21 protein-coding genes and 1 pseudogene are annotated in these 20,259 nt (G+C 61.5%); 9 read left to right on the forward strand and 13 right to left on the reverse strand.

From position 1 onward, the window contains the following. The first annotated feature begins 7 nt into the window (after positions 1 to 7). Entirely contained in the window at positions 8 to 940 is a 933-nt protein-coding gene (locus ACTJLC_RS11015) for an AraC family transcriptional regulator (protein ID WP_440843889.1), read from the forward strand. A 189-nt stretch (positions 941 to 1,129) separates the two neighbouring features. Here the strand turns inward: ACTJLC_RS11015 and ACTJLC_RS11020 are convergent. The 3 genes and pseudogenes from ACTJLC_RS11020 to ACTJLC_RS11030 all read right to left on the reverse strand — a co-directional run bounded on the left by ACTJLC_RS11020 (position 1,130) and on the right by ACTJLC_RS11030 (position 3,761). After that, positions 1,130 to 2,011 (reverse strand): annotated as a pseudogene (locus ACTJLC_RS11020) (LysR family transcriptional regulator). Between the two features lie 68 nt (positions 2,012 to 2,079). After that, positions 2,080 to 2,820, reverse strand: a complete 741-nt coding sequence (locus ACTJLC_RS11025) for an SDR family NAD(P)-dependent oxidoreductase (protein WP_175705371.1) — start codon at positions 2,818 to 2,820, stop codon at positions 2,080 to 2,082. After that, positions 2,817 to 3,761, reverse strand: coding sequence for an NAD-dependent epimerase/dehydratase family protein (locus tag ACTJLC_RS11030; RefSeq protein WP_440843892.1), 945 nt, complete (start codon positions 3,759 to 3,761; stop codon positions 2,817 to 2,819). Before ACTJLC_RS11030 ends, ACTJLC_RS11025 begins: the two co-directional genes overlap by 4 nt. Positions 3,762 to 3,849: 88 nt before the next feature. Between ACTJLC_RS11030 and ACTJLC_RS11035 the strand changes: the two genes are divergently transcribed. Then, positions 3,850 to 4,734: a LysR family transcriptional regulator gene (locus tag ACTJLC_RS11035; protein ID WP_440843894.1), complete on the forward strand. Its 885-nt coding sequence runs from the start codon at positions 3,850 to 3,852 to the stop codon at positions 4,732 to 4,734. Positions 4,735 to 4,887: 153 nt separating this feature from the next. After that, positions 4,888 to 5,493: a DUF2867 domain-containing protein gene (locus ACTJLC_RS11040; protein WP_440843896.1), complete on the forward strand. Its 606-nt coding sequence runs from the start codon at positions 4,888 to 4,890 to the stop codon at positions 5,491 to 5,493. Between the two features lie 264 nt (positions 5,494 to 5,757). Here ACTJLC_RS11040 and ACTJLC_RS11045 read toward each other — a convergent pair whose 3' ends face one another. Next, a complete protein-coding gene (locus ACTJLC_RS11045) occupies positions 5,758 to 6,174 on the reverse strand; it encodes a nuclear transport factor 2 family protein (protein WP_440843898.1) in 417 nt (138 codons plus the stop codon). 257 nt (positions 6,175 to 6,431) lie between these two features. Here ACTJLC_RS11045 and ACTJLC_RS11050 point away from each other — a divergent pair, with 257 nt between their 5' ends. Further along, positions 6,432 to 7,367: a LysR substrate-binding domain-containing protein gene (locus tag ACTJLC_RS11050; RefSeq protein ID WP_440843900.1), complete on the forward strand. Its 936-nt coding sequence runs from the start codon at positions 6,432 to 6,434 to the stop codon at positions 7,365 to 7,367. Between the two features lie 546 nt (positions 7,368 to 7,913). Here ACTJLC_RS11050 and ACTJLC_RS11055 read toward each other — a convergent pair. Together ACTJLC_RS11055 and ACTJLC_RS11060 are read right to left on the reverse strand one after the other, a co-directional pair. After that, the gene (locus ACTJLC_RS11055; protein ID WP_440843902.1) at positions 7,914 to 8,111 is read right to left on the reverse strand and encodes a hypothetical protein; all 198 of its coding nucleotides are present in this window, start codon (positions 8,109 to 8,111) and stop codon (positions 7,914 to 7,916) included. Between the two features lie 229 nt (positions 8,112 to 8,340). Further along, positions 8,341 to 8,715 (reverse strand): winged helix-turn-helix transcriptional regulator, encoded by a 375-nt coding sequence (locus tag ACTJLC_RS11060; protein WP_440843904.1) that lies wholly within the window; start codon positions 8,713 to 8,715, stop codon positions 8,341 to 8,343. A gap of 82 nt (positions 8,716 to 8,797) precedes the next feature. Between ACTJLC_RS11060 and ACTJLC_RS11065 the strand changes: the two genes are divergently transcribed. Together ACTJLC_RS11065 and ACTJLC_RS11070 are read left to right on the forward strand one after the other, a co-directional pair. Then, on the forward strand, positions 8,798 to 9,619 hold the full coding sequence (locus ACTJLC_RS11065; protein ID WP_440843906.1) for a DODA-type extradiol aromatic ring-opening family dioxygenase: 822 nt from the start codon (positions 8,798 to 8,800) through the stop codon (positions 9,617 to 9,619). Between the two features lie 81 nt (positions 9,620 to 9,700). Continuing rightward, complete coding sequence (locus tag ACTJLC_RS11070) at positions 9,701 to 10,330, forward strand: NADPH-dependent FMN reductase (protein WP_440843908.1); 630 nt, start codon at positions 9,701 to 9,703, stop codon at positions 10,328 to 10,330. On the opposite strand, the gene ACTJLC_RS11075 is transcribed toward ACTJLC_RS11070, so the two are convergent. The 3 genes from ACTJLC_RS11075 to ACTJLC_RS11085 all read right to left on the reverse strand — a co-directional run bounded on the left by ACTJLC_RS11075 (position 10,327) and on the right by ACTJLC_RS11085 (position 12,890). Beyond that, positions 10,327 to 10,662, reverse strand: a complete 336-nt coding sequence (locus tag ACTJLC_RS11075; protein WP_440843910.1) for an alpha/beta fold hydrolase — start codon at positions 10,660 to 10,662, stop codon at positions 10,327 to 10,329. The genes ACTJLC_RS11070 and ACTJLC_RS11075 overlap by 4 nt on opposite strands. Before the next feature lie 255 nt (positions 10,663 to 10,917). Further along, complete coding sequence (locus ACTJLC_RS11080; protein ID WP_440843912.1) at positions 10,918 to 11,721, reverse strand: SDR family oxidoreductase; 804 nt, start codon at positions 11,719 to 11,721, stop codon at positions 10,918 to 10,920. Between the two features lie 149 nt (positions 11,722 to 11,870). After that, on the reverse strand, positions 11,871 to 12,890 hold the full coding sequence (locus ACTJLC_RS11085; RefSeq protein ID WP_440843914.1) for an alcohol dehydrogenase catalytic domain-containing protein: 1,020 nt from the start codon (positions 12,888 to 12,890) through the stop codon (positions 11,871 to 11,873). A 112-nt stretch (positions 12,891 to 13,002) separates the two neighbouring features. Here ACTJLC_RS11085 and ACTJLC_RS11090 point away from each other — a divergent pair, with 112 nt between their 5' ends. Beyond that, positions 13,003 to 13,377 carry a winged helix-turn-helix transcriptional regulator gene (locus ACTJLC_RS11090; protein ID WP_175705381.1) on the forward strand — a complete coding sequence of 125 codons (375 nt, stop codon included), beginning with the start codon at positions 13,003 to 13,005 and terminating at the stop codon, positions 13,375 to 13,377. Between the two features lie 392 nt (positions 13,378 to 13,769). Continuing rightward, positions 13,770 to 15,308, forward strand: coding sequence for an FAD-dependent monooxygenase (locus ACTJLC_RS11095; protein WP_440844034.1), 1,539 nt, complete (start codon positions 13,770 to 13,772; stop codon positions 15,306 to 15,308). A 316-nt stretch (positions 15,309 to 15,624) separates the two neighbouring features. Here ACTJLC_RS11095 and ACTJLC_RS11100 read toward each other — a convergent pair whose 3' ends face one another. Beyond that, entirely contained in the window at positions 15,625 to 16,758 is a 1,134-nt protein-coding gene (locus ACTJLC_RS11100; RefSeq protein WP_175705383.1) for an alpha/beta fold hydrolase, read from the reverse strand. A gap of 255 nt (positions 16,759 to 17,013) precedes the next feature. On the opposite strand from ACTJLC_RS11100, the gene ACTJLC_RS11105 reads away from it, so the two are divergent. Next, the gene (locus ACTJLC_RS11105; protein ID WP_301766296.1) at positions 17,014 to 17,595 is read left to right on the forward strand and encodes a TetR/AcrR family transcriptional regulator; all 582 of its coding nucleotides are present in this window, start codon (positions 17,014 to 17,016) and stop codon (positions 17,593 to 17,595) included. Between the two features lie 338 nt (positions 17,596 to 17,933). Here ACTJLC_RS11105 and ACTJLC_RS11110 read toward each other — a convergent pair whose 3' ends face one another. From ACTJLC_RS11110 to ACTJLC_RS11120, 3 genes are read right to left on the reverse strand one after another with little or no spacing between them, the layout of a single operon-like run. After that, entirely contained in the window at positions 17,934 to 19,352 is a 1,419-nt protein-coding gene (locus ACTJLC_RS11110) for a DHA2 family efflux MFS transporter permease subunit (protein WP_440843917.1), read from the reverse strand. Next, positions 19,333 to 19,662, reverse strand: coding sequence for a hypothetical protein (locus ACTJLC_RS11115; protein ID WP_440843919.1), 330 nt, complete (start codon positions 19,660 to 19,662; stop codon positions 19,333 to 19,335). The genes ACTJLC_RS11110 and ACTJLC_RS11115 overlap by 20 nt, the downstream gene beginning before the upstream one ends. Then, complete coding sequence (locus tag ACTJLC_RS11120; protein ID WP_440843921.1) at positions 19,663 to 20,226, reverse strand: cysteine hydrolase; 564 nt, start codon at positions 20,224 to 20,226, stop codon at positions 19,663 to 19,665. Between the last annotated feature and the right edge of the window lie 33 nt (positions 20,227 to 20,259).

Consider the following 20,259-nt stretch of genomic DNA (forward strand, 5'->3'; position numbering starts at 1 on the left):
ACTCGCTATGGATCCGCTATCCGATGTGCTGTCGTTGCTGGAACTGCGAAGCTACATATCAGGCGGCTTCGACGCGGCCGGAGACTGGGCCGTGCGATTTGGTCGCCACGACGGCATCAAGTTCCATGCGGTTCTTCGCGGGCAGTGCTGGGTCGCCGTGGAAGGCGAACCTGAGCCTGTGAAAGTCGTGGAAGGAGAATGCTTCCTGCTCGCGAGCGGAAGGCCCTTTCGCATCGCGAGCGATATGGCAGTCGAGCCGGTCGATGTGCGCACGCTGCTGCCGCAAGTCCAGGACGGCCGCATCGTGACGTACAACGGCGGCGGCGAATTCCTGAGCATCGGCGGATTTTTCACGCTGGCTGATGCTCAGGCCGATCTGCTGTTGAACATGCTGCCCACCATCGTTCACGTGCGCGACGAACCTGGCCTCTCAACATTGCGATGGTGCATCGAGCGCATGCGGCAGGAATTGCGCGAGCCGCAACCTGGCGCCGACATCGTCGCCCAGCAACTGGCGACCATGGTGCTGGTGCAGGCGTTGCGGATGCAGCTTTCCGCGAGGAGCAGCGATGGTGTCGGCTGGCTGTTCGCCTTGGCGGACAAGCGCATGCGCGCGGTGATCAATGCCATGCACGAAGCGCCCGGCACGAAATGGACCCTGCAGACGCTCGCCGGGCAAGCCGCCATGTCCCGCACAACCTTCGCGCTTCGGTTCAGGGAACTTGTCGGCGTCTCGCCGATGGATTACCTGACGCGCTGGCGAATGAGGCTCGCCGCAGACAGGCTGACGCATTCCCGCGACTCGATTGCCGGGATCGGCCGCGCGCTTGGGTACGAGTCCGAGAAGTCCTTCAGCACGGCATTCAAGCGGGTCATGAACTGTTCGCCGCGCCAGTATGGCCGGGGACAACGCGCATCAGGTCACAGAGAACCGACGTGAGAATTGGACTCGCTTCCCGGAACCTGCTCGCCGGATCGGCTGGGGCCGCAACGCGTTATGCCCGAGCCTGCAGCAAGGAAGTCTGGCGCCCATGATCCGCGCCTTTGCGGAATGGAAACCAGACGTTTTGGAGCACTCGCACAAGCAGTGGAGGCGGGCGATCCCGCAGAACGAGATGATCGTCTGCCCTTAATTGCTCGGAACGGCGATCCTTACTCTCTCGATAAATCGAGCCAGCGCCTCGAAAGGCCGTTGTCCAGATGCAGCAGACGAGTTGCGAGAACAGACGTGTGACCGGCCAGAGGCCGGGCCACCATCCCTTGTTCACGGCTAGCGGCGATCTATGAGGTGCCGGCAAGATCCAAGGCGAAGCCCGCCGCTAACATCGCCATCATCAGGTCAAGGGACGCCACTCGATCAGCAATCAGCGGCTCACGATCGACTCGCCGTAGCACTCCTTCAACCTGTCCCGAATAGCCTTCGCATGCATGGGTATCTCCCGGTACCAGCGGATAGCGCAGCAGTTCCTCCAGTGGGATGCGCTTGTACGTCAGCAGAGGATGGCGGGCAAGCACCGCCATCATCAAAGGATCGCTCCAGACGGCTTCGGCGAAGATGCCATCGCCGACCTCATCGGACCGCGCGAACCCAAGGTCATACAGATCGTCGTGCAGTCCTTTGATTTGCTGTGCCAGAGGAACCTCTGACAGATGCATCTCGATTTCCACCCCTCCTCGCGACGCAGCGCCAGAAAGGAGAAGAGGCGCGACGGCGCGATGCCGCCCGGGAGCGCAGCCCGCAACTGACTGTGAAACCGGTTGGCAGCAGCCTTCACCCTATCACGCGCCTGCTGCAAGGCAGTGAAGACAGGCGGCACGTGTTCCAGAAATAGCTTCCTGCGCGCGACAGGCGAATGCTTCGCCTGTGCGCACAAAGAGCTGGCACCTGGGTCTTCTTCCAGCTCCTTGATGGCTCGCGACAGCGACGGCTGTTGTGAAGTCGCTCCGCTGCGCAAGCGAAATGCAGTTCTTCGGCGAGCCCAATGAAGCATCGTAAATGGCGCAGTTCCATGAGCCATCGCTCGCCCGGTCCGGCCCACGTCACGAGTTGCAGTATTTAGGGCAATCACCTTTCCCTTTTCACAGCCGCATCAGGCCACCGTCAACCACGAGCGTCTGTCCCGTCACGAAACGCGCGTCCTCACTGGTGAGAAAGGCGACCGGTCCGGCGATGTCGGCTGGCGTGCCGAGCCGCTTGATCGCCTGCATCATGTAGACCTGCGCCTTCTGCTCGTTCGGCATGCCGCTCGCACCTTCCGTATCGGTGATGCCGGGATGGACGGCATTGACAATGATGTTGTCAGCCGCGAGCTCATTGGCGAGAGCGCGCACGAGACCGACCACGCCCATTTTCGACGTGATGTAATGGGAAAAGCCGAATCCGGGCGGTGTCACCATGCCGACCGCGTCGGAACCGACCGCGACGATCGATCCGCCACCGGCCTTGCGCATCAGCGGTACGATCGCCCGGGCGCCGATCACATGCGCGTCGAGGTTCACAGCCATGACGCGGCGCCATTCGTCCTGCGTCATCTCGTCGAGCCCGGTGATCGGGTAAATGCCGGCAGCATGCACGAGGATGTCGGCACGGCCGAATTTCTGCCCTACCTCGGCGGCGACCCGCACCCAATCCGCCTCACTCGTGACGTCAGCGGCGATGGAAATCGCGCCGTTGCCGATCTGGGCAGCTTCCTCCGCAGCATCCCGGCGGTTGACGAGGACGACTTTCGCGCCGCGCTGCGCCAAAAGATTGGCGATCCCGCGCCCGATGCCCTGCTTGCCACCGGTGATGATGGCGACCTTGTTTTCATGTGTGTTCATGGATTGCTTGCCTGGTTGGATTGCTGGTTGGATTGCTGGTTTGCGAGCGCGCGCAGCCGCGGCTCGCCGATCTCTGATAGCAGGTCGGGTCTGGTCGGCTTCCAGCCCAGCTCAGTTCGTGTCCGCGGATCGCGCGAGCGGCTGCATGCCGACAGTAGGAGTGCCCCGAACGGGCCGAACACGTCGGCCGCCTCGTCCATCGTCAGACTGCGCGTCTGGACGCCCAGGTCGCGCGCCACGGCCTCGGCAATCCAGCGGTATGGGATTTCTCCGGCAACGGCGTGGTACAGCGCGCCCGCCTGCCCGCGCTCGACGACAAGCGAGAATAGCCGTGCCAGATCGGCGCTATGCACGTTGGAATAGGTGGCAAGTCCGGAGCCGATGTAGCAGGCGGCACCGGTGAGCGCGACGGAGCGGTACACGCTCGCCACCGGCCCGCTATCGCCCGGCCCCCAAATCACCGGCGGCCGGATCACCATGCTTCGCAGTCCGTGCCCGGCGGCGGCGCGGACGATGCCCTCTGCCTCGACCCGCGGAAGCGCCAATGGCTCCGGCACGAAGGGATCGTCTTCGGCAAAGCTGTCCGGGCTCCACGCCCCACCAGTGCGTTGCATGAAAACGCCACTGCCCGACAGGAAGACGAACGTCTTGCCACCTCCCGCGAGTGCTTCGCACAGCGTCCGGATGATCGTCGGCTCGCGCTCGAAGGCAACCTGTGCCGCGTAGATTGTCACCTCGGCTGAGCGTGCTGCGGCGAGCACCGGCGCCATGTTGGCGTCAAGATCGCCGCGAACTGCAGAGATACCGACCGCTCTTAGGGCTGCCTCGGCGCGATCAGTTCGCGCGAGCCCTAGCACCCGCCGCCCGTCCGCCAGGAAGTGTCTTGCCAGCGCGCTTCCGACGAATCCAGACGCACCAATAATGAAGATATTTTGTGACATGAAGGCTCCTTGGCTTATAGCCTAGGGCCTCTCGATGTCTCTGAAAAGACTGTATTATTAGATACCACCTATCGAGGGAGTAGATACATTGTTGAACGGCGTTTCCCTTGATTACCTGCGGACTTTCGTTGCTGCCGCGGATCACGGCAGCTTTTCGGCTGCGGGTCGCGTGATCGGGCGGGCGCAGTCAGTGGTAAGTCAAACCATCGCCAGCCTGGAAGTGCAGCTCGGCGTAGCGTTGTTCGAGAGGGTCGGCCGCTACCCTAAGTTGACGGCTCAGGGAACGAACCTGCTGGCCGACGCGCGCCGCGTAGTGACGGGTGCCGACGCACTAACGGCCAAGGCACGGAGCTTCTCCGCCGGCCTGGAGCCCGAACTTTCCATCGTCGTTGACGTCATGTTTCCGCAGCGGTGCCTTACCGATGCTCTCGGCAGCTTCAAGGAGCGTTTCCCATCTACGCCGCTCAGGCTCCATGTCGAGGCGCTGGGCCGCGTCGCAGAACTCGTGCTCAATGGTGAATGCAGCCTCGGCATCACCGGGACACTACCGTTCCTTCCTCCCGGACTCGCGGCCGAACGCCTTTTCAGTGAGGAGATGGTGACAGTGGTGGCTCCCGGGTCGCCCCTTGCAGGTAGACGGCGGCCCATCGCGTTTCGGGAGGTGTTGGACGAGACACAGCTTGTGCTCACTGATCGCTCCTCTCTGACCAGTGGAGTCGATTACGGCGTGCAAGGGAAGAACATCTGGCGGCTTGCCGATCTTGGCGCGAAGCACGCTTTCCTGCGTGCCGGTCTCGGATGGGGACACATGCCGCTCTGGCTGATCAGTGAAGACCTGAAGGAAGGCCGTCTGGTGCGCATCGAGCTGGAAGGGCCTTCTGCAGGCTTGATGCCTTTCCAGGCCACCTATCTGACTGATCGATTGCCCGGCCCCGCTGGCAGGTGGTTGCTGGAACGCTTCCAGGGTACCTGATTGAAGGGACTTTGATTAGCTAGCCGACCGATGTCGATTGCCAGAACCGGCCGCGCGTGGGTACCAGTCCGAGAAATCATTTAGCACGGCATTCAAACGGGTCATGAACTGCCCGCCGCGCCAGTATGGTCGCGGACAACGCAAAGGAACGATATGAAGACGCAGGCCAGACGTGCCAGACGTGAGATACCGCCCACAAACAGTTGCATCGCCGGGCAGTTCAGGAATGCGAACTTTCTCGATTGTTACTCCATCGATCTGCCGCCCGGAACATCATCGGATATGCGCGCCCTCGCCACCACCATGTTTGAATCCCCACCCACATGGTTTCGCGCGCTGATGCTCATTCGCGACACGGCAATAGGCGTGTTCGGCGTGAAAACATCGAATCAGATGCGCCTGATCACGCCGCTAAAGCACACAATCGAATTCTTTCCGGTACAAAGTGAGGACCAGGACGAAATCGTTCTGGGCGAAGACGACATCCATCTGGATTTCCGCTTTTCGCTTTTGCGCCAGCAAACATCGAAAGGCCAGCATTTGTACGCGACCACGGTGGTGCATTGTCACGGCAGGCTTGGCCGCACCTACCTTGCGGTCATTGAGCCCTTTCACCACCTTGTCGTGCTTAGCAGTCTGGCCCGCCTGGCAAGGCGAATGCAGGCTACTGAAGCTGTTCGGGCCGACACTGTCTTTCAGCACCGTCGAATTGCTTCGACTTTCGTCCGCGTCCTTTGTCGAACCGCGCTCACTGATTGAACCGATTTGCCCCCCAACCTGGTAAACCGCGGTTCTTCACTAGAGGCGCCATGCGTCGTGCGCCCGCTACACCGAAAAGTGAAAACCGTCGATACCCAGCCGCGCCGTCGATACTGGCACTGCAGTGCGCGGTATTGATGCCTTCGGCGCCACTGACCATGACAACGCGTACTCGATGGCGTAAGCGCAGCGCCATAGCAGTCGGCGGATCTCCTGTGCGCATACGCCGCATCCCACGCAATGGCAGCCGCGTTCGCCAGTGATTCAGGGAGATTGATCTGCCGGAACCAGCCTCATCGCCTTACCGCCCAATTTCGGCGTGAGTTTCTGCTGGACTGCAACCACTGCTGGAAGCGGGCGCCATGCCACTGTCATGCTATCGACAAGGCCCGCATCGTTTAGATGCATGTGATCCATGCCGTCAATCACCTGGTCGCCCAGCCTGATCGTGAATACGGCGACGAAATCAGCCCCTTTGCGCAGGAGAAGCTTCGGTTCGAAGGCCTCCACGGTATCGAGAAGCTGGGTCAGGACCTCTGCGACACGCTCCTTGCCTTCGAAGGAGGCGGGAGCGATTGGGCTTCGAAGGACGACATTATCTGCCATATGGAACTTGGTTCCTTCGACATCGCGCCTGCCCATGGCTTCGAGATAAGCGTCGAGATGCTCGGTAGTTAACACAAGGAACTTCTCCTGATTTAGCCGGCGGTGCCGGTTCTGCGCGTTTGGTTATCAAAACGATGAGCGACCTGAAGTTCGCTCAATCTTCTCCACGCCCTACAAATCTAACGGTGATGCCTGAGGGCGCGGGGCCCATGCCTCATAAAGTCAAGTTGCCTTCCAAATCCATCGTAATGCCATTGACCCTGGGTAATTAACGGGAGTACCGTTCACGTCAGTCGTGACAAAAATGTCATTAGTGCGATTCGGGAGTCTATATGGAGAAATTGGGTGCGCTGGGTGGGCTAGAGGTCTTCATTCAGATCGCGCGGACGCAGAGCTTTGCCACAGCGGGACGAGATCTCGGCATCTCAGCGTCAGCCATCAGCAAAAGCATTTCCCGACTTGAAGAGCGCGTTGGTGTGCGGCTCTTTCAACGCAGCACGAGGAGCGTCCGCCTTACGTCCGAAGGCGAGATGTTCCTTGAAAGATGCAGACGCATCTTTGGAGAAGTTCAGGCTGCGGAGGATGAACTAGGCGCAATGGCACAACACCCGCGAGGGAGACTACGGGTGGGCCTGGCGCTCTCGGCGGGGCTACCATTGCCCGTGCTTTCGGCATTCATGGAGCGCCATCCCGAGATCGAACTTGACCTTGACTTCAATGATCGACTGGTCGACGTAATCGATGAAGGTTTTGACGTGGTCATTCGTGGGAGCGCCCTTCGAGATTCGCGCCTGGTGTCTCGCCCACTGGGTCGCTGGCGCGCCTGTCTGGTGGCCGCGCCAGCGTACCTGGACCGAGAGGGAGTGCCCGCGAAGCCGGACGACCTTTTGAATCATGCATGTCTGCACTATCGCTGGACCTCCACGGGAAGACTCCATCAATGGCCGCTGCGGCATTCGGCATTCGCGTCGGCAGGCTCGTCGCTGCCTTTGACGATGGTATGCAACAGCCTGGACGCGCTGCTTCATATGGCCCTGGCGGGGCGCGGGATCGCCTGCGTGCCGGATTTTTCTGTCAAGAACGCAATCGCAGATGGACGCCTGAAACCCGTGTTGGCTCCCTATGTGGTGGACTCCAACGCCATCCACCTGGTGTGGCCCAGCAATCGGAAAATGACGCCAAAGGTGCGCGTCTTCGTGGATTTTGTGCGTACCCATTTTGGCGAGCATCTGGTGACTGAAGTCGCTGACGGAAAGCAACGGCGGTGAGCACGCGACCAGAACCGTCCCGGAGGTTGTTGGCGGGAGGTTCGCGGCTCTATCGGATAAGGTCGACATGAGCAGTCTCCCATTGCATCTGACGGGAGTCAGTTCCGCACCTTCACGAAAAGCTGGTACCTGCCGACTTGCTATTCCCCTGACGCCAATCCGCCCGTCCGCTTCCAGCCGCAGCTCGACGACCGGGTCGAAGATGGTCTTCGGCGCGCGCACGATGCCACGGCTTAGTTCGACCGCTCTCCGGATAGACGCGGCCGCACAAGCTCGCCCAGCGATCCGGAAAAGGCGGCCCAAGCGCGGCTCAAGCTGGTCGCGTCCGACAACCCGCCAGTCAGACTGTACCCGGGCGGCGGCCCTCCAGCTCGTGAGTGACAAGATCGAGGCGATGCGCGAGGAAACCGCAGCCTGGGAATCGTCTCTCGCTCCACCCGCTTCCCGTATGTCGATGATGCAATGGGAGCCCGCGAGGAGCAGGCGCCGCTTCGGGCACATCAGCCATCGACGTGAATGATCTGGCCCGTGATAAAGCCGGCGTCGTCAAACCAGCCACGCCAGATAGGCGAGGTCCCGTGTCTGTGGAAGAAGCATCACCGTAGACCCTGTCGCGACGATCCGTCCGCAACCCGCCGGCACCATACCCGGCATGCACGCTCGCGCGAAATACACCAGCGCCTCGGCATTGACCGCCTGCAACTGATGCCGGATCTCGGCAGTCACCGTGTCCAGCGTACTCATCGACATTAGCGCGGGACGTTGACGAGGATGTCGCAGCGCCTCAACCGCTCGAGCCTCGCATGCGCGGTGCTCCAGACCTGATCCGGATCACGGACGTCCGCCGTGAGCGGCAACATCTCGCCCGCGCCCCACAGATGCTGGAGGATTGTGCGTCTCCCGGAATGTCGAGGGGCGGCAGGCCGGCGATGCAGGTCGCTACTTGCCGCGGCTGCGCTGCCTATCGCACCGTTCAGGTTGATGCGCGAGCGGCGTACTCGGCGCGAGCCGTCTCGATACGGGCGGCGTTCTCAAGCACCCACTCCGCGAGCCCCCGGATCGGACGCAGGAAATCCCGGCCGAGGTCGGTGAGCGCATATTCGACCTGGGGCGGGTTGACAGGCGTCACCGTCCGCGAGACGAGTCCGTTCTCCTCCAGATCGCGCAGAGTGGAGGCAAGCACCTTCTGGCTGATCTCACCCACTTCACGGCGAAGTGCATTGAAGCGGCGCGGCCCGCGCCCCAGCACCCGGACGATCAGTACTGTCCATTTATCGGTGACCCGCCCCAACATGCGGCCGATGAAAACGCATTGGGCGGTTTCCGCCTGGTAATCAAGTGCTTGCAAGGTGCCTCCTTGTCCTTCGGCGCGAATTCTTGGATATTAAGTTTCAGATAGATACCACGTAATCTCACTGAAGGACAGAACCATGATGCCTGGACGCATGCCGACCTACTTCCTCTCGCACGGCGGCGGCCCCTGGCCCTGGCTGAAGCAACTGCGGCCGGGTATCTATGACCAACTCGAAGTCTCGCTTCAGGACGTCCGCGATGAGCTGGGCACAGTCCCGCGCGCTGTGTTGATGATCTCCGGGCACTGGGAAGCGGGTCGGTTTCTGGTTTCGTCCGCCGCCCGCCCGCCGATGGTCTACGACTACCAAGGCTTTCCCGAACACACGTATCGCATCCGCTACGACGCGCCAGGCGATCCGGCACTTGCGGAACGGGTTCGCGACCTACTGGGGCGCGGCGGTCTGGCAGCCGGCCTCGATCCGCAGCGCGGCTTCGACCACGGCACGTTCAGCCTGATGCACACCATGTACCCGGAAGCGACGATGCCGCTCGTGCAGCTTGCCCTCAGGTCCGACCTCGATCCTGCTGCGCACCTCCAGGCCGGCGAGCTGCTCGCGCCGCTGCGCGATGAAGGCGTAGTGATCATCGGCAGCGGCTTCAGCTTCCACGACACGGCGGCAATGCGCGGCGGCTCGGGCGGCCCTGCTTCGGCGACGTTCGATCGATGGCTCGACGAGACGCTGGTCGGCACGGCGCCCGACGAGCGGCATAGGCGTCTCGTCCAATGGACCACCGCACCCTCGGCGCGAGCGGCGCACCCGCGTGAAGACCACCTCCTGCCGCTGATGGTTGCCGTCGGAGCAGCTGGCAACGACGTGGGAACACGCATCTACCATCAAGCCGATTTTATGGGTGCGATCACCGCCTCGAGCTTCCGGTTCGGCCAGCCCGTGACATAGCCAAGCACTGCGATCGCGGTCACCGACCGAATCTCCCCATTCCCGCACTAAACTTCTCTCAACCGTGAAAGTGAGTACGACATGACCGCCAGGCCCCGCATCGCCCTTGTCATTGGCTCCACCCGGCCGACCCGCTTTGCCGACAAGCCCGCGCAATGGATGTTCAAGCAGGTGCGCGCCCGAAACGACATGGAGGTGGAGTTAGTTGACCTGCGCGACCACCCTTTGCCTTTCTTCACCGAGGTGGCCTCCAATCTCCACGCGCCCAGCAAGGACGCAGAGGCGATCCGCTGGCAGGAGCGGATCGCCGGGTTCGACGGCTTCATCTTCGTGGTGGCCGAATACAACCATTCGATCAGCGGCGCGCTCAAGAACGCGCTCGACCAGGCGTATACGGAGTGGACCCGTAAACCGTTCACCGCCATCGCTTACGGTGGCGCGGGCGGTGCGCGTGCGCTCGAGCACCTGCGGGGGATCGCCGTCGAACTCCAGATGGTCTCGACGCGCTCGGCCGTCCATATCGGCGGCAGCGATTTCATGAAGGTGTTCCCGATGGGCGGCAACAAGCCGATCGAGGAGATCGAGCAGACCCTGTTGCCTGCCGCCACGAATGCGCTCGACGAACTGAGTTGGTGGGCGCACGCGACGATGGCCGAGCGTTCATTGCATGGCAACTCTCGCTCGGATGTCGATAGGCGTACCTCGCGCTAACCGCTGGTAAGAACCACCCCACCCACCTCCCTGACGAAGGCGAGCAGCAGTTCGCTGAATCGAGCCGGCTGCTCCTGCTGGATACAGTGTCCGGCGCCGTCAATCAGCTCGATGCTCCTCATTCCCGTCGTCGCCTTCGTCCTCATCAGATCGAGCGCGCCCGGCGCCGCATAGGTGCCCCAATCGCTCTTCCCACCAATGAAGAGCGACTGGACATCGATCGTAGTGCCCGAAAACAGGCGCAACTCAGCGTTCAGGTCAGGATCCAAAAAAACGCGGTAAGCCTGCAGCGCGCCCTGGAAGCCCGTGCGGCCATACTCCTCCGTGTACACCCCCAAGTTCCGGCCCGGTGAGCCATCTGTTGGCCAGGACCGCGGCGGCGGTAGGCTGGAATGGAGCGACGGTCTCTGGCGTGGCGCCACGACATGGTAGCCGGCGTCAGCCAGAATTGGCATGAGGTGTCGCCAGCCATAAGCCAGATCGGGAAAAGCCGTGCAGAAGCAGTGCGAGCGGCCGGCCGGGCTTTTCGTAACCCAGTCTCGAGGATATGGACATCGAGGCCGTTGACGCGCTGATTTGCCTGATGTCTAGCGCCACTTACCTCGCCCGGCGGCGCCCTTCCAACGGGCCACGGTGGGTCCTGAGCGGGCATCGTTGAAGCGCTTGAAGAACGCGTCGTAATCGGCGCCCGTGACCGCGCTACGCAAAGGTTTGACCCGCTCCACGCAGATTTCCGTGGCCTCAGGGGAGTTCTGGATGATTCCCATCACCTCGGAAATGAAGTCCTTCAGGGGCATGGCATTGGGGTCGCTCGCATGAGCGGGCCCCGTGAGTTCCGTCTGCACATAGGGCGGTATCAGCTCCATCACCTGCACGCCGGTGTCGCTCAACTGGTAACGCAGCGACTGTGTGTACGAATGAATGGCGGCCTTGGTGGCGCAGTAAGTGGGCGTCACGGCGCCCGGCACAAACGCCAGGCCCGAGCTCACGGTCATGATCGTCGCGTCCGGCTTATCCAGCAGATGTGGCAGCAAGGCTGCGGTCAAACGGATAGGACCGAGCAGGTTGGTGGAGATGGTTTCCTCCGCATCCACGGTGCCGGGCTCGCGGACATCCTCGGTGCGCATGATTCCTGCGTTGTGAATCACCGCATTGAGCGCCGGGAATTGGGCGACCAGCCGGGCAGCGGTACGCCGGATATCGGCGCCATCGCGAATATCCAGCACGTCGGCCTGCATGCCCGGGTTGGCGGCCAGCGTCTGGTCGAGCATCTCGCGCCGGCGGCCAGTGACGATGACCTGGTTGCCTAGCGCGTGGAAGGCTTCGGCCAGCCCGCGGCCGATGCCCGAGCCGCCGCCAGTGATGAGGATGGTATTGCCGGTTGTTTTCATGGTCTTTCCCCTGGAATGCGTCGAAGCATGGGAACAAGCGACGAGTAGCCATCACGGCGCCAACGTCAATCAGCCGATGGCGAGCAAGGTGTCACAGCTGGCCGAACTGTCAGAGTAGCGCCCGGATTTGCACGACACTGCACGGATGCTCATTGCTTCAATGAGGCTGCGGGCGGTACAAGAACTGCCCTCGCGTTAGCGGTTCCCTGATAGGCCATCGCAGCTTCAATCTCCTCGAAACGGAAGGCTGTGCCAATCTGGGTTCGAAACAAAGGGTCTGCGATGACAGTGCGCAGATCGGCCATCGCTGCCGCCAGCCGTGCCGCGTCTGTGGCCGTAGCGCTGCTGAAGTTGCTGAATCGCTTCACGACAAGATTTTTGCTCATGAACAGCCGCGACGGGATTGTCACGGGCACCGAGACATCCAGGGTTCCATAGATGTAGATTGAGGTATTCATGGGCACGTGTGGCGCAATGCGGTTGATCAAGGCGCCGCCCAGCCCGTCGAACACCGCGGTGGTTGCGAGGCTTTCGGCCAGTTGTCCCAGGTGGTCCTCGAACCCGTCGTCATCGGTTGCCACGACGTGAGCAAGACCCCGTTGACGGAGCTCCTCGTATTGCGCCTGCGAACGCACGAGGTGGATTACCGCAACCTGGCGTTTTTGCGCCAGCGCGGCCAGGGCCAGTGCGGTCGCCGAGGCGCCCGCCGTTGCGATCACACCATGATGGCCTTCGGCCACCATTTGCTCCATGAAGGCATAGGCCGTGAACACATTGACCAGCGAGCCACAGTAGTCGCGAGTCCGCACCTGGTCAGGCAGGATTACGCAGCTGGTGTAAGGCAACTGCGCCTTTTCGGACCACAACCCAACCGTCCCGGCACCGGTGCCAAGTGACCGATAAAGCGCCACGGGCTTCCCCAGGAACTCCTCCGGCACGTCATCACCGATCGCGGCCACTTTGCCAGCCGCGGACGCGCCCCATACCCTGTTTGATCCATTGAGAACCCGGCCCGCCGCGTCGGGCATCATCAAGAACAGCTTGTCGCCGTGGTTGATGGCGCACGCCTCGATGTCCACGATCACATGACCGGGCGGCGGCGTATCAGGTGTGGGAAGGTCCAGCACGGCCAACCCGCGGCTGGACGCATTGATGCCGATCGCTTTCATGCATGCTCCTCAAGTCCGGATGTAAATGAAGGGAGTGATACCCGAACTGGATACATGAGAATCCAGTTACTTACTTTTAACAAGTACGGAATTATTTGTTAGTATCGCTGCCATGAAACTTGAAACGAAGTGCCCCGTGGCATTTACCTCGCGCATTCTGGGCGGCAAATGGAAAGCCCGAATCGTCTGGGCGCTTGTCCGGAATGAACCACTTCGCTTCTCGGAGATCCGACGAGCTTGCCCGCCCGTCAGCGATCGCATCCTGACCAAGGAACTGCGAGAACTGGAACACTGCGGCCTGATCTCGCGCAAAGAATTCCCGGTCATTCCGCCGAAAACGGAGTATCGCCTGACCGCCCTGGGGCAGACGCTTCGTCCGGTCATGGCTGTCATGGCCGAATGGGGTTCGGCCAATCGCGAAAACGTCATTGAAACCCCGAAAGATGCCCGCCCACCCGCTTCCACCGAAGATCTCGGTCATGACTAGTGAAACGGGGATTTTCGTGACGCGTAAATATTCATGCGTCACGCAGCAGAAGAAAAAACGCGTTGCCAAATGACGACGCGCTTGCGAGGACACACGGTGATTGTTGTGTGCTGACGTGCGCCGTGCGCATGCACGCGCTTCGCTACCTTATCGATCACGCCGTTGCTTGCGGACCAATCGCCACCGCGGTATGTTTCCAGCGTCGGAAAAGGCAGACTTGGTTTGGTAAGCCCAAGTCCTTTCGGTAACGAAAGCTCTGGTCTTTGGCCTCGTGCACGAGATCCCCACGACGAACGAAGGGCGCTTCTTTGGCACCCCTAGGTTCGTCCGTGAGGGTCTCAGGTTCGAGAAACGCTCCGGTCGAACGTCGACAACGGAGCCAAACCATGAATATGCCTACCCCCGAACACCACGATGTTCTGATTGCTGGCGCTGGTCCGGTCGGACTACTCCTCGCCTGCGAGCTGCGCCTGGCCGGTTGCTCGGTGCAGGTGTTTGAACGGGCGAATGAACCGACTACGCCGTTAAAGCGGGCTCCATTCGGACTGCGCGGCCTCTCCGTGCCGACCATCGAAAGCTTCGGCAGACGCGGCCTGTTGGCGACCCTTAAAGCCCGGATCCCCGACGGAGAGATCGCGGCCGCAGCCTCCTGGATGAAGGAAGAGCGCAGGCCTGGCGGACATTTCGCCGGCATCGACTTCTTCATGGACCAGATCGATCAGGCGCAGTGGCCCTATCGTCTGCCACATTCGGCGGCCACTATGGCCGCGGATGTTGAGAGCATTGAAGCCATTCTGACGGATCGCGCTGAGGAGCTAGGGGTCACGATCAGACGCGGACTTGGGGTTTCGGGCGCGGAGGTCACAGATGACGATGTCACTGTCCACGCCGGTGGTCAGACATTCCGAGGGGGCTGGCTCGTCGGCTGCGATGGCGCCCGCAGCATAGTGCGCAAGGCGGCCCGCTTCGGCTTCATCGGCACCGACCCCGAGTTCACCGGCTACTTCGCCCGGATCGAACTCGCCGATCCGGCGATGCTCGAGCCAGGTCACCACGACACGTCCAACGGCACCTACATCTTCGACCTGCCTGACATGATCAGGATGGTCGAATTCGACGGCGGCGCCTCTCACCGGATTCAGCCGATCACACGCGACCATGTCCAGGCGGTGTTGCGCCGTATCTCCGGCGCCCAGATCGAGGTGACGGCGCTCGGACTTGCCACCACCTGGACCGATCGGGCCTACCTGGCGACCGAGTACCGGAAGGGGCGCGTACTGCTCGCGGGCGATGCCGCTCACATTCATTCGCCGCTCGGCGGACAGGGCCTCAACCTCGGTCTAGGAGATGCGATGAATCTTGGCTGGAAGCTGGCCGCAACAGTTCGAGGCAATGCGGCCGCTGGACTTCTCGACAGCTATCAGCACGAACGGCGGCCCCTTGCCGAGCAGATACTCGACTGGTCTCGAGCGCAGGTCGCGCTGATGCGGCCGAGCCGGAGTTCGCAAGCGCTCAGAGCTATCGTCCGCGACCTGATTGCGACGCGTGATGGCGCGACCTACTTTGCTGAACGCGTCTGGGGTGTGGGACTCGGTTATAACCTCGGCGCGAGCCACCCACTCGTCGGTCGTAGCGTGCCAGATTTCGAACTGGCTGATGGCACGCGGCTTGGTGATCATCTGACGACAGGCGGTGGATTGCTGCTAGATTTCGACTCGCGCCCAACGCTTCGGACGCTCGCCAGCCGTTGGCGCGAGCGAATCACCTATGTCGCATGCGACGCCACGGAGCGGCTTGGCTTGAGCGCTGTGCTCGTGCGCCCCGATGGCGTCGTCGCCTGGGCGGGCAAGATCTCGCCGGACGATCAGGAAGTCCACGACGCCGCGTCACGTTGGTTCGGCGACCCGCAGGGAACGCCTCGAGCAAGCTGAGCCAAATCGACACTATGCCCTGTGACTTCCGCCCACCATGGCAGGAAACCGGGCCGATGATGCGTTCCCTGGCATCCCGTTGGTCGACCTGTGTCCGCGCATACGTGCCTACTCCGTTGCCGGTTTTGTCCGATGCGCTGGATCTGTGGAGCCGTAAGCTCGCCGCCGATGTCATCGGGCTCCCGAGCCGCGCGAGTGTCCAAAGCCGCCAATAGAGCCACCGACTCGGGCGACTTGCCGTGTAGGAAGAGATCCGTCGTGGTCGGACCAGGCTGGGCGCAAATAATGGCAAGAGCGGCGATAGGCATTCCGCGGCCTAACGGCTAATGTGATCCGCCGCCCCACCCACCTCTCTGACGAAGGCGAGCAGAAGCTCGCTGAGTCGACCCGGCTGTTCCTGCTGTATCCAGTGACCGGCACCGTCAATCAGCTCGATGCCCCTCATTCCCGTCGTCGCCTTCGTCCTCATCAGATCGAGCGCTCCCGGCGCCGCATAGGTGCCCCAATCGCTCTTCCCGCCGATGAAGAGCGACGGCACATCGATCGTCCTGCCAGAGAACAGGCGCAACTCAGCGTTCAGGCCAGGATCGGAAAAGACGCGATAAGCCTGCAGCGCGCCCTGGAACCCCGTGCGGTCATACTCCTGTGTGTACACCTCAAGTTCCGGCTCGGTTAGCCATTTGCTGGCCAGCACCTCGGCGGCGGAAGGCTGAAATGGAGCGACCGTCTCCGGCATCGTCTTGCCGAGGTCCATGACGTAATAGGTGGGCATCTGTGCAAGTTCTGCGGCGGTTAGCGCCTTCAACGGATGCGGCTTGTTTCCCGGCCAGTCGGCGCTCTTGACGTAGAAAAGTGCACGAAGAAACGCGTGTAAGCCTTGAGGCGGGTGCCACATGTCCTGGTTCGCCTGACGACTGCTCAGATACTGCTGGTAATACTCCCTGGGCGGGTCGAGCGCCGCCAGCGCGGCCGCCAGCTTCTGGTTGCCCGTGTTCGATTGAACCGGCGATACCCCGCCTTCCACAGTGTTGAACGGAAGCGCCGGCGGGCCGGGGAACGGTGCGCTCATCAACACGACCGAGGGAAAGACGTCCGGTCGCGCTACCGCGCAATAGGCCGCCACGGGCGAACCGAGGTCGTGCCCGACGAGCATGGCCGTGCGCCGATACCCCAACGCCAGAACCAGACCGAGGGCGTCACGCGTCATGTTCAGGAGGCTGAAGGGCGCCAGCGGGGTGTCATAGTCGTTCACCCAACCCGTGGTGCGGCCAAAACCCCGCTGGTCAGGCGCCACGACATGGTAGCCCGCGTCAGCAAGAATCGGCATCACGTGTCGCCAGCCGTAAGCCAGATCGGGAAAGCCGTGCAGAAGCAGTGCGAGCGGCCGGCCTGCCCTTTCGTAACCGGCCTCGAGAATATGGACATCGAGCCCGTTGACGCCATGGATCATGCGCGAGCGGACTCCCTTGGGAAGCGTTCCCTCACCATATGTTGACATAGTCAAATCAATTCCTCCTGTGGGGTTTGCGCGGGCGGGTCGAAGTAAAGCGGCAACCAGGCTGACCGCGCCCATCGCCAGGACGGCTCGTCGGGACATCGATGGCGTCAATGGATCGAGAGGCATCGCTGAAATCCAGAATATGGTGATCGCCATAGTATGGCGACTGCCATAGCCGGGTCAAGCGAAACGTGGTACGTTTCCGGTATGACACGCAAGACTGACGCGCGCGCGCGCGCGATTGCCGCGGCCGAACGGCTGTTTCGCATCCAGGGCTACACTGCGACGGGACTGACCCAGATCCTTGAAGAAAGTGGTGCGCCCAAGGGATCGTTTTACTTTCATTTTCCCCGCGGCAAGGCACAACTCGCCGAAGAAGCCATCGACAATTACGTGGCGAACCGGATTGCGGTACTACGGAACATCTCGGCGAATACGACCGGTGATGCACCGACTTTTGTCCGTCAGATTTTCAGGACATTCGCGGCCGAAATGGTCGCCTCGGATTTCCAGTACGGATGTCTGATGCAAAACCTGGCGAACGAATTGCCCGCGCTCGATGCTGAGCTGACCGAACGGGTAGCGCGCGGATTTGCTGACTCCACCGGGATTATCAGGAAGCATTTCAGGGAATGCGGCTTCACTCCCGCGCGCGCGTCCTCTTCCGCAGCCGCCCTGGTAGCCGCCCTCGAAGGCGCGCGGACGATCGCCCGCCTGGAACGCACGCCGGCTGTATTCCGGGCGCTGGCAGAGGTAAGTATCCAAAGGTGCGCTGCCCCCGCAAAGTGATCGGGTGCGGGGTTTCCATCGGACCGACCTGACACCGATCACGTGTGGAGTGCATCGATCATGCGCGAGGATCCGTTGATAGACGCCAGCTCGCCGGATCGATGTCCTGCCAATGTTCATCGTCGACCGCCACGATCAGTCTGGCCTGAAAGGACCGATCGATCGGAAAGCCGCGAGGACGACCTGTTGCTGTTGACCCAGTATCGTTTCGCGGCGGTTCGGTACCCAGTGAAAATCAACACTCAGGTTTTCGATTCGATGACAACGGCGAAGAGGTATGCATCGGTGCCGCGCGATGACAAGACCCAGCGCATGTCTTACATGACCGCATCTACCTTTCACCCAGGGATCGTCACGTCGTCGAGGCGGCGTGGCAATTGAACCGCTGCAAGAAAGGCGAACGCGTGGATGCCGCAGAGAATTAGAAGCGCCCCGCCGTATGCACTCGAAATCGCATGACCAGCGTCGACCGACTTTAGCTTCCACGCCAAAAATGTCGCGCATAGGGTCGTCATCGTCGGTCCGCCAAGACGCTGAACAATGTTGAGCGACGTCGTCGCCATGGGCATCCGCTCTTGACGGACCGAAGCATAGGCGGCGCTCAGCGATGGCAGACCCACGCCGCTCATGCCGATTCCTCTCAAAACTAGCGCAGGTATGAGCACCAGAAGATTCAGCCCGTGGGTGGCCAGATACACCATGGGGAGTGTGGCGAGGAGCGTGAGCAAGGCACCCCCGGCGGACACGCACCGAATGCCGAATCGGTCCGTCAGCATGCCCATGAATGGGTTAGTGAGGATCATGCCGATGCCAAGCGGCGCGAGCAGCCAGCCCATGTCGCCAGGCGCTCGACCGCACGCCTGGATGAGAAAGGCCGGAATCAGCATCTGGCCGGCGAACATGCCGCCGTTCGACAGGAATTGCGTGACGGCTGCGACGGAAAAAACCTTGCCCCGGAACAGGCGCAGATCAATCAGTGCGCTATCTCCCTTTTGCCGCGCGGACCAGAGGAAAGCCCCCATCATGAGCAGGCCGCACGCCAGAATGAGGCGTCCCCCTGCACCGTGGAGTCGCTCGGAACCGTAGAGAAACATCACCAGACCGGGCGAGAGCAACGCAAGGCCGACCCAGTCCAACCTGCGTCGCGTCGTTTCATACCGATCGCCTGGAAGGAACAGGTGCACCAGCAGAAGAGCGACGAGCCCAATCGGTAGATTGACCAGAAACAACCAGCGCCACGACGCATATTGCAGAATGGCACCCGCAATCACGGGGCCAAGCACTGGCGCCAGGAGGACGGGAAGCGCCATATAGCCCGCCACGCGGGCCATGTGTTTGCCCGCGGCACGCGCGATCATCATTTGCGTCATGGGTGCCAGGAGGCCACCGCTGACTCCCTGCAAGACCCGGAAGCCGATCAGCGAGGGAGCCGACCAGGCGAGGCCGCATAGCGCCGAGCACAGCGTGAACGCCGAGAAGCACCAGAGATAAAGCGCCCTGGCGCCGATGCGGTCGACCAGCCAGCCATTCAACGGCAGCACCAGGGTGAGTGCCAACAAGTAACCGCTCGTGACCCATTGGATGGTGGAAAGGCTGCTGTCCAGCTGTGTCGCAAGGTTGGAAAGGGAGACATTGACGATCGTCGCATCGAGCTGTGCGAGCAACGCTCCGAACAATGCGACGCCTGCGATTTTCCAGACAGAGGGGTCAATCCGATCGTCTGCCGCATCGGCCACTTCAGGAGAGCTTTTTCGCATGACCGCCGTTGAGCCGGCCAAAATGCCGTGCAGAGAACAATGAGATCAGAAACGCGCCAGCACCGAGGGCGATAACGTCGGTCGTACTCCTTAACGTGAAATCACCGACACGGCACACCAGCAGATAGCCGACGACAATATTGAAGAAGCCCCAGATCACATTGGTGGTCGAGGAAGAAAGCCCTGTTCCGGGCGGCCTGGCGAACGGGCTCTGGAATGGTCTTCCCATCATGCCGCTCACGACATGTGGCACGGCATTCGCCAAAAAGAAACCGCCGAAAAAATACGCGACGACGGGGAACCAGGACATTCACACGCTCCGCGTCGACAGGAGTTCGAGAACATCTCGTGTTGTGCCCGTCTCGCCCAATCGAGGAAAGATCCTCTCAAGGCTATTGGCGTGTGCCTCGGCGCTGAGGTCTGTCATGGCATCGACAGCCAGGGCGACGTTAAAGCCGATCTCATGGGCCTGGCGAGCGGTTGATTCGACGCCGATACTCGTCGCGACGCCGCAAACCACGACCTGGGTGACGCCTGCAGATTTCAGGTAATCGTCAAGACCGGTGTCGGTAAACGCTCCCCACGTTCTCTTGGACACGAGGTGATCCTGCGGCTGCTGATTCAGTTCGGGAAGCAATTCGGACCAATCCGGCGGGAGCGCGTGCCCGGAATGGCTCTGCTCCGTTCGGCCAGGCGCCATTCCGACGACATTGACCAGGACCACAGGAAGGCTATGTTGACGAAATACCCTGGCGAGACGACCAGCGTTCTCCAACACCTGCCCGAAGGGATGAACGGTGGGCATCGATGCAACGATTTTCTGCAGATCGATGACGATCAGCGCAGTTCTCGAATCCAGTTGACTCACAGTCATGTCGTTCTCCTAAATACAGGAAGTTGGTTGGCT

Source organism: Paraburkholderia sp. 22099, from assembly GCF_052045835.1.
Taxonomy (GTDB): domain Bacteria; phylum Pseudomonadota; class Gammaproteobacteria; order Burkholderiales; family Burkholderiaceae; genus Paraburkholderia; species Paraburkholderia terricola.

Coding starts and splice junctions, on each gene's coding strand:
- ACTJLC_RS11015 (WP_440843889.1), top strand. CDS start 8: ATGGATCCGCTATCCGATGTGCTGTCGTTGCTGGAACTGCGAAGCTAC.
- ACTJLC_RS11090 (WP_175705381.1), top strand. CDS start 13,003: ATGAAACTTGAAACGAAGTGCCCCGTGGCATTTACCTCGCGCATTCTG.
- ACTJLC_RS11070 (WP_440843908.1), top strand. CDS start 9,701: ATGACCGCCAGGCCCCGCATCGCCCTTGTCATTGGCTCCACCCGGCCG.
- ACTJLC_RS11050 (WP_440843900.1), top strand. CDS start 6,432: ATGGAGAAATTGGGTGCGCTGGGTGGGCTAGAGGTCTTCATTCAGATC.
- ACTJLC_RS11040 (WP_440843896.1), top strand. CDS start 4,888: ATGAAGACGCAGGCCAGACGTGCCAGACGTGAGATACCGCCCACAAAC.
- ACTJLC_RS11110 (WP_440843917.1), bottom strand. CDS start 19,352: ATGCGAAAAAGCTCTCCTGAAGTGGCCGATGCGGCAGACGATCGGATT.
- ACTJLC_RS11080 (WP_440843912.1), bottom strand. CDS start 11,721: ATGAAAACAACCGGCAATACCATCCTCATCACTGGCGGCGGCTCGGGC.
- ACTJLC_RS11120 (WP_440843921.1), bottom strand. CDS start 20,226: ATGACTGTGAGTCAACTGGATTCGAGAACTGCGCTGATCGTCATCGAT.
- ACTJLC_RS11085 (WP_440843914.1), bottom strand. CDS start 12,890: ATGAAAGCGATCGGCATCAATGCGTCCAGCCGCGGGTTGGCCGTGCTG.
- ACTJLC_RS11025 (WP_175705371.1), bottom strand. CDS start 2,820: ATGAACACACATGAAAACAAGGTCGCCATCATCACCGGTGGCAAGCAG.
- ACTJLC_RS11105 (WP_301766296.1), top strand. CDS start 17,014: ATGACACGCAAGACTGACGCGCGCGCGCGCGCGATTGCCGCGGCCGAA.
- ACTJLC_RS11065 (WP_440843906.1), top strand. CDS start 8,798: ATGATGCCTGGACGCATGCCGACCTACTTCCTCTCGCACGGCGGCGGC.
- ACTJLC_RS11095 (WP_440844034.1), top strand. CDS start 13,770: ATGCCTACCCCCGAACACCACGATGTTCTGATTGCTGGCGCTGGTCCG.
- ACTJLC_RS11030 (WP_440843892.1), bottom strand. CDS start 3,761: ATGTCACAAAATATCTTCATTATTGGTGCGTCTGGATTCGTCGGAAGC.
- ACTJLC_RS11055 (WP_440843902.1), bottom strand. CDS start 8,111: ATGAGTACGCTGGACACGGTGACTGCCGAGATCCGGCATCAGTTGCAG.
- ACTJLC_RS11100 (WP_175705383.1), bottom strand. CDS start 16,758: ATGATCCATGGCGTCAACGGGCTCGATGTCCATATTCTCGAGGCCGGT.
- ACTJLC_RS11115 (WP_440843919.1), bottom strand. CDS start 19,662: ATGTCCTGGTTCCCCGTCGTCGCGTATTTTTTCGGCGGTTTCTTTTTG.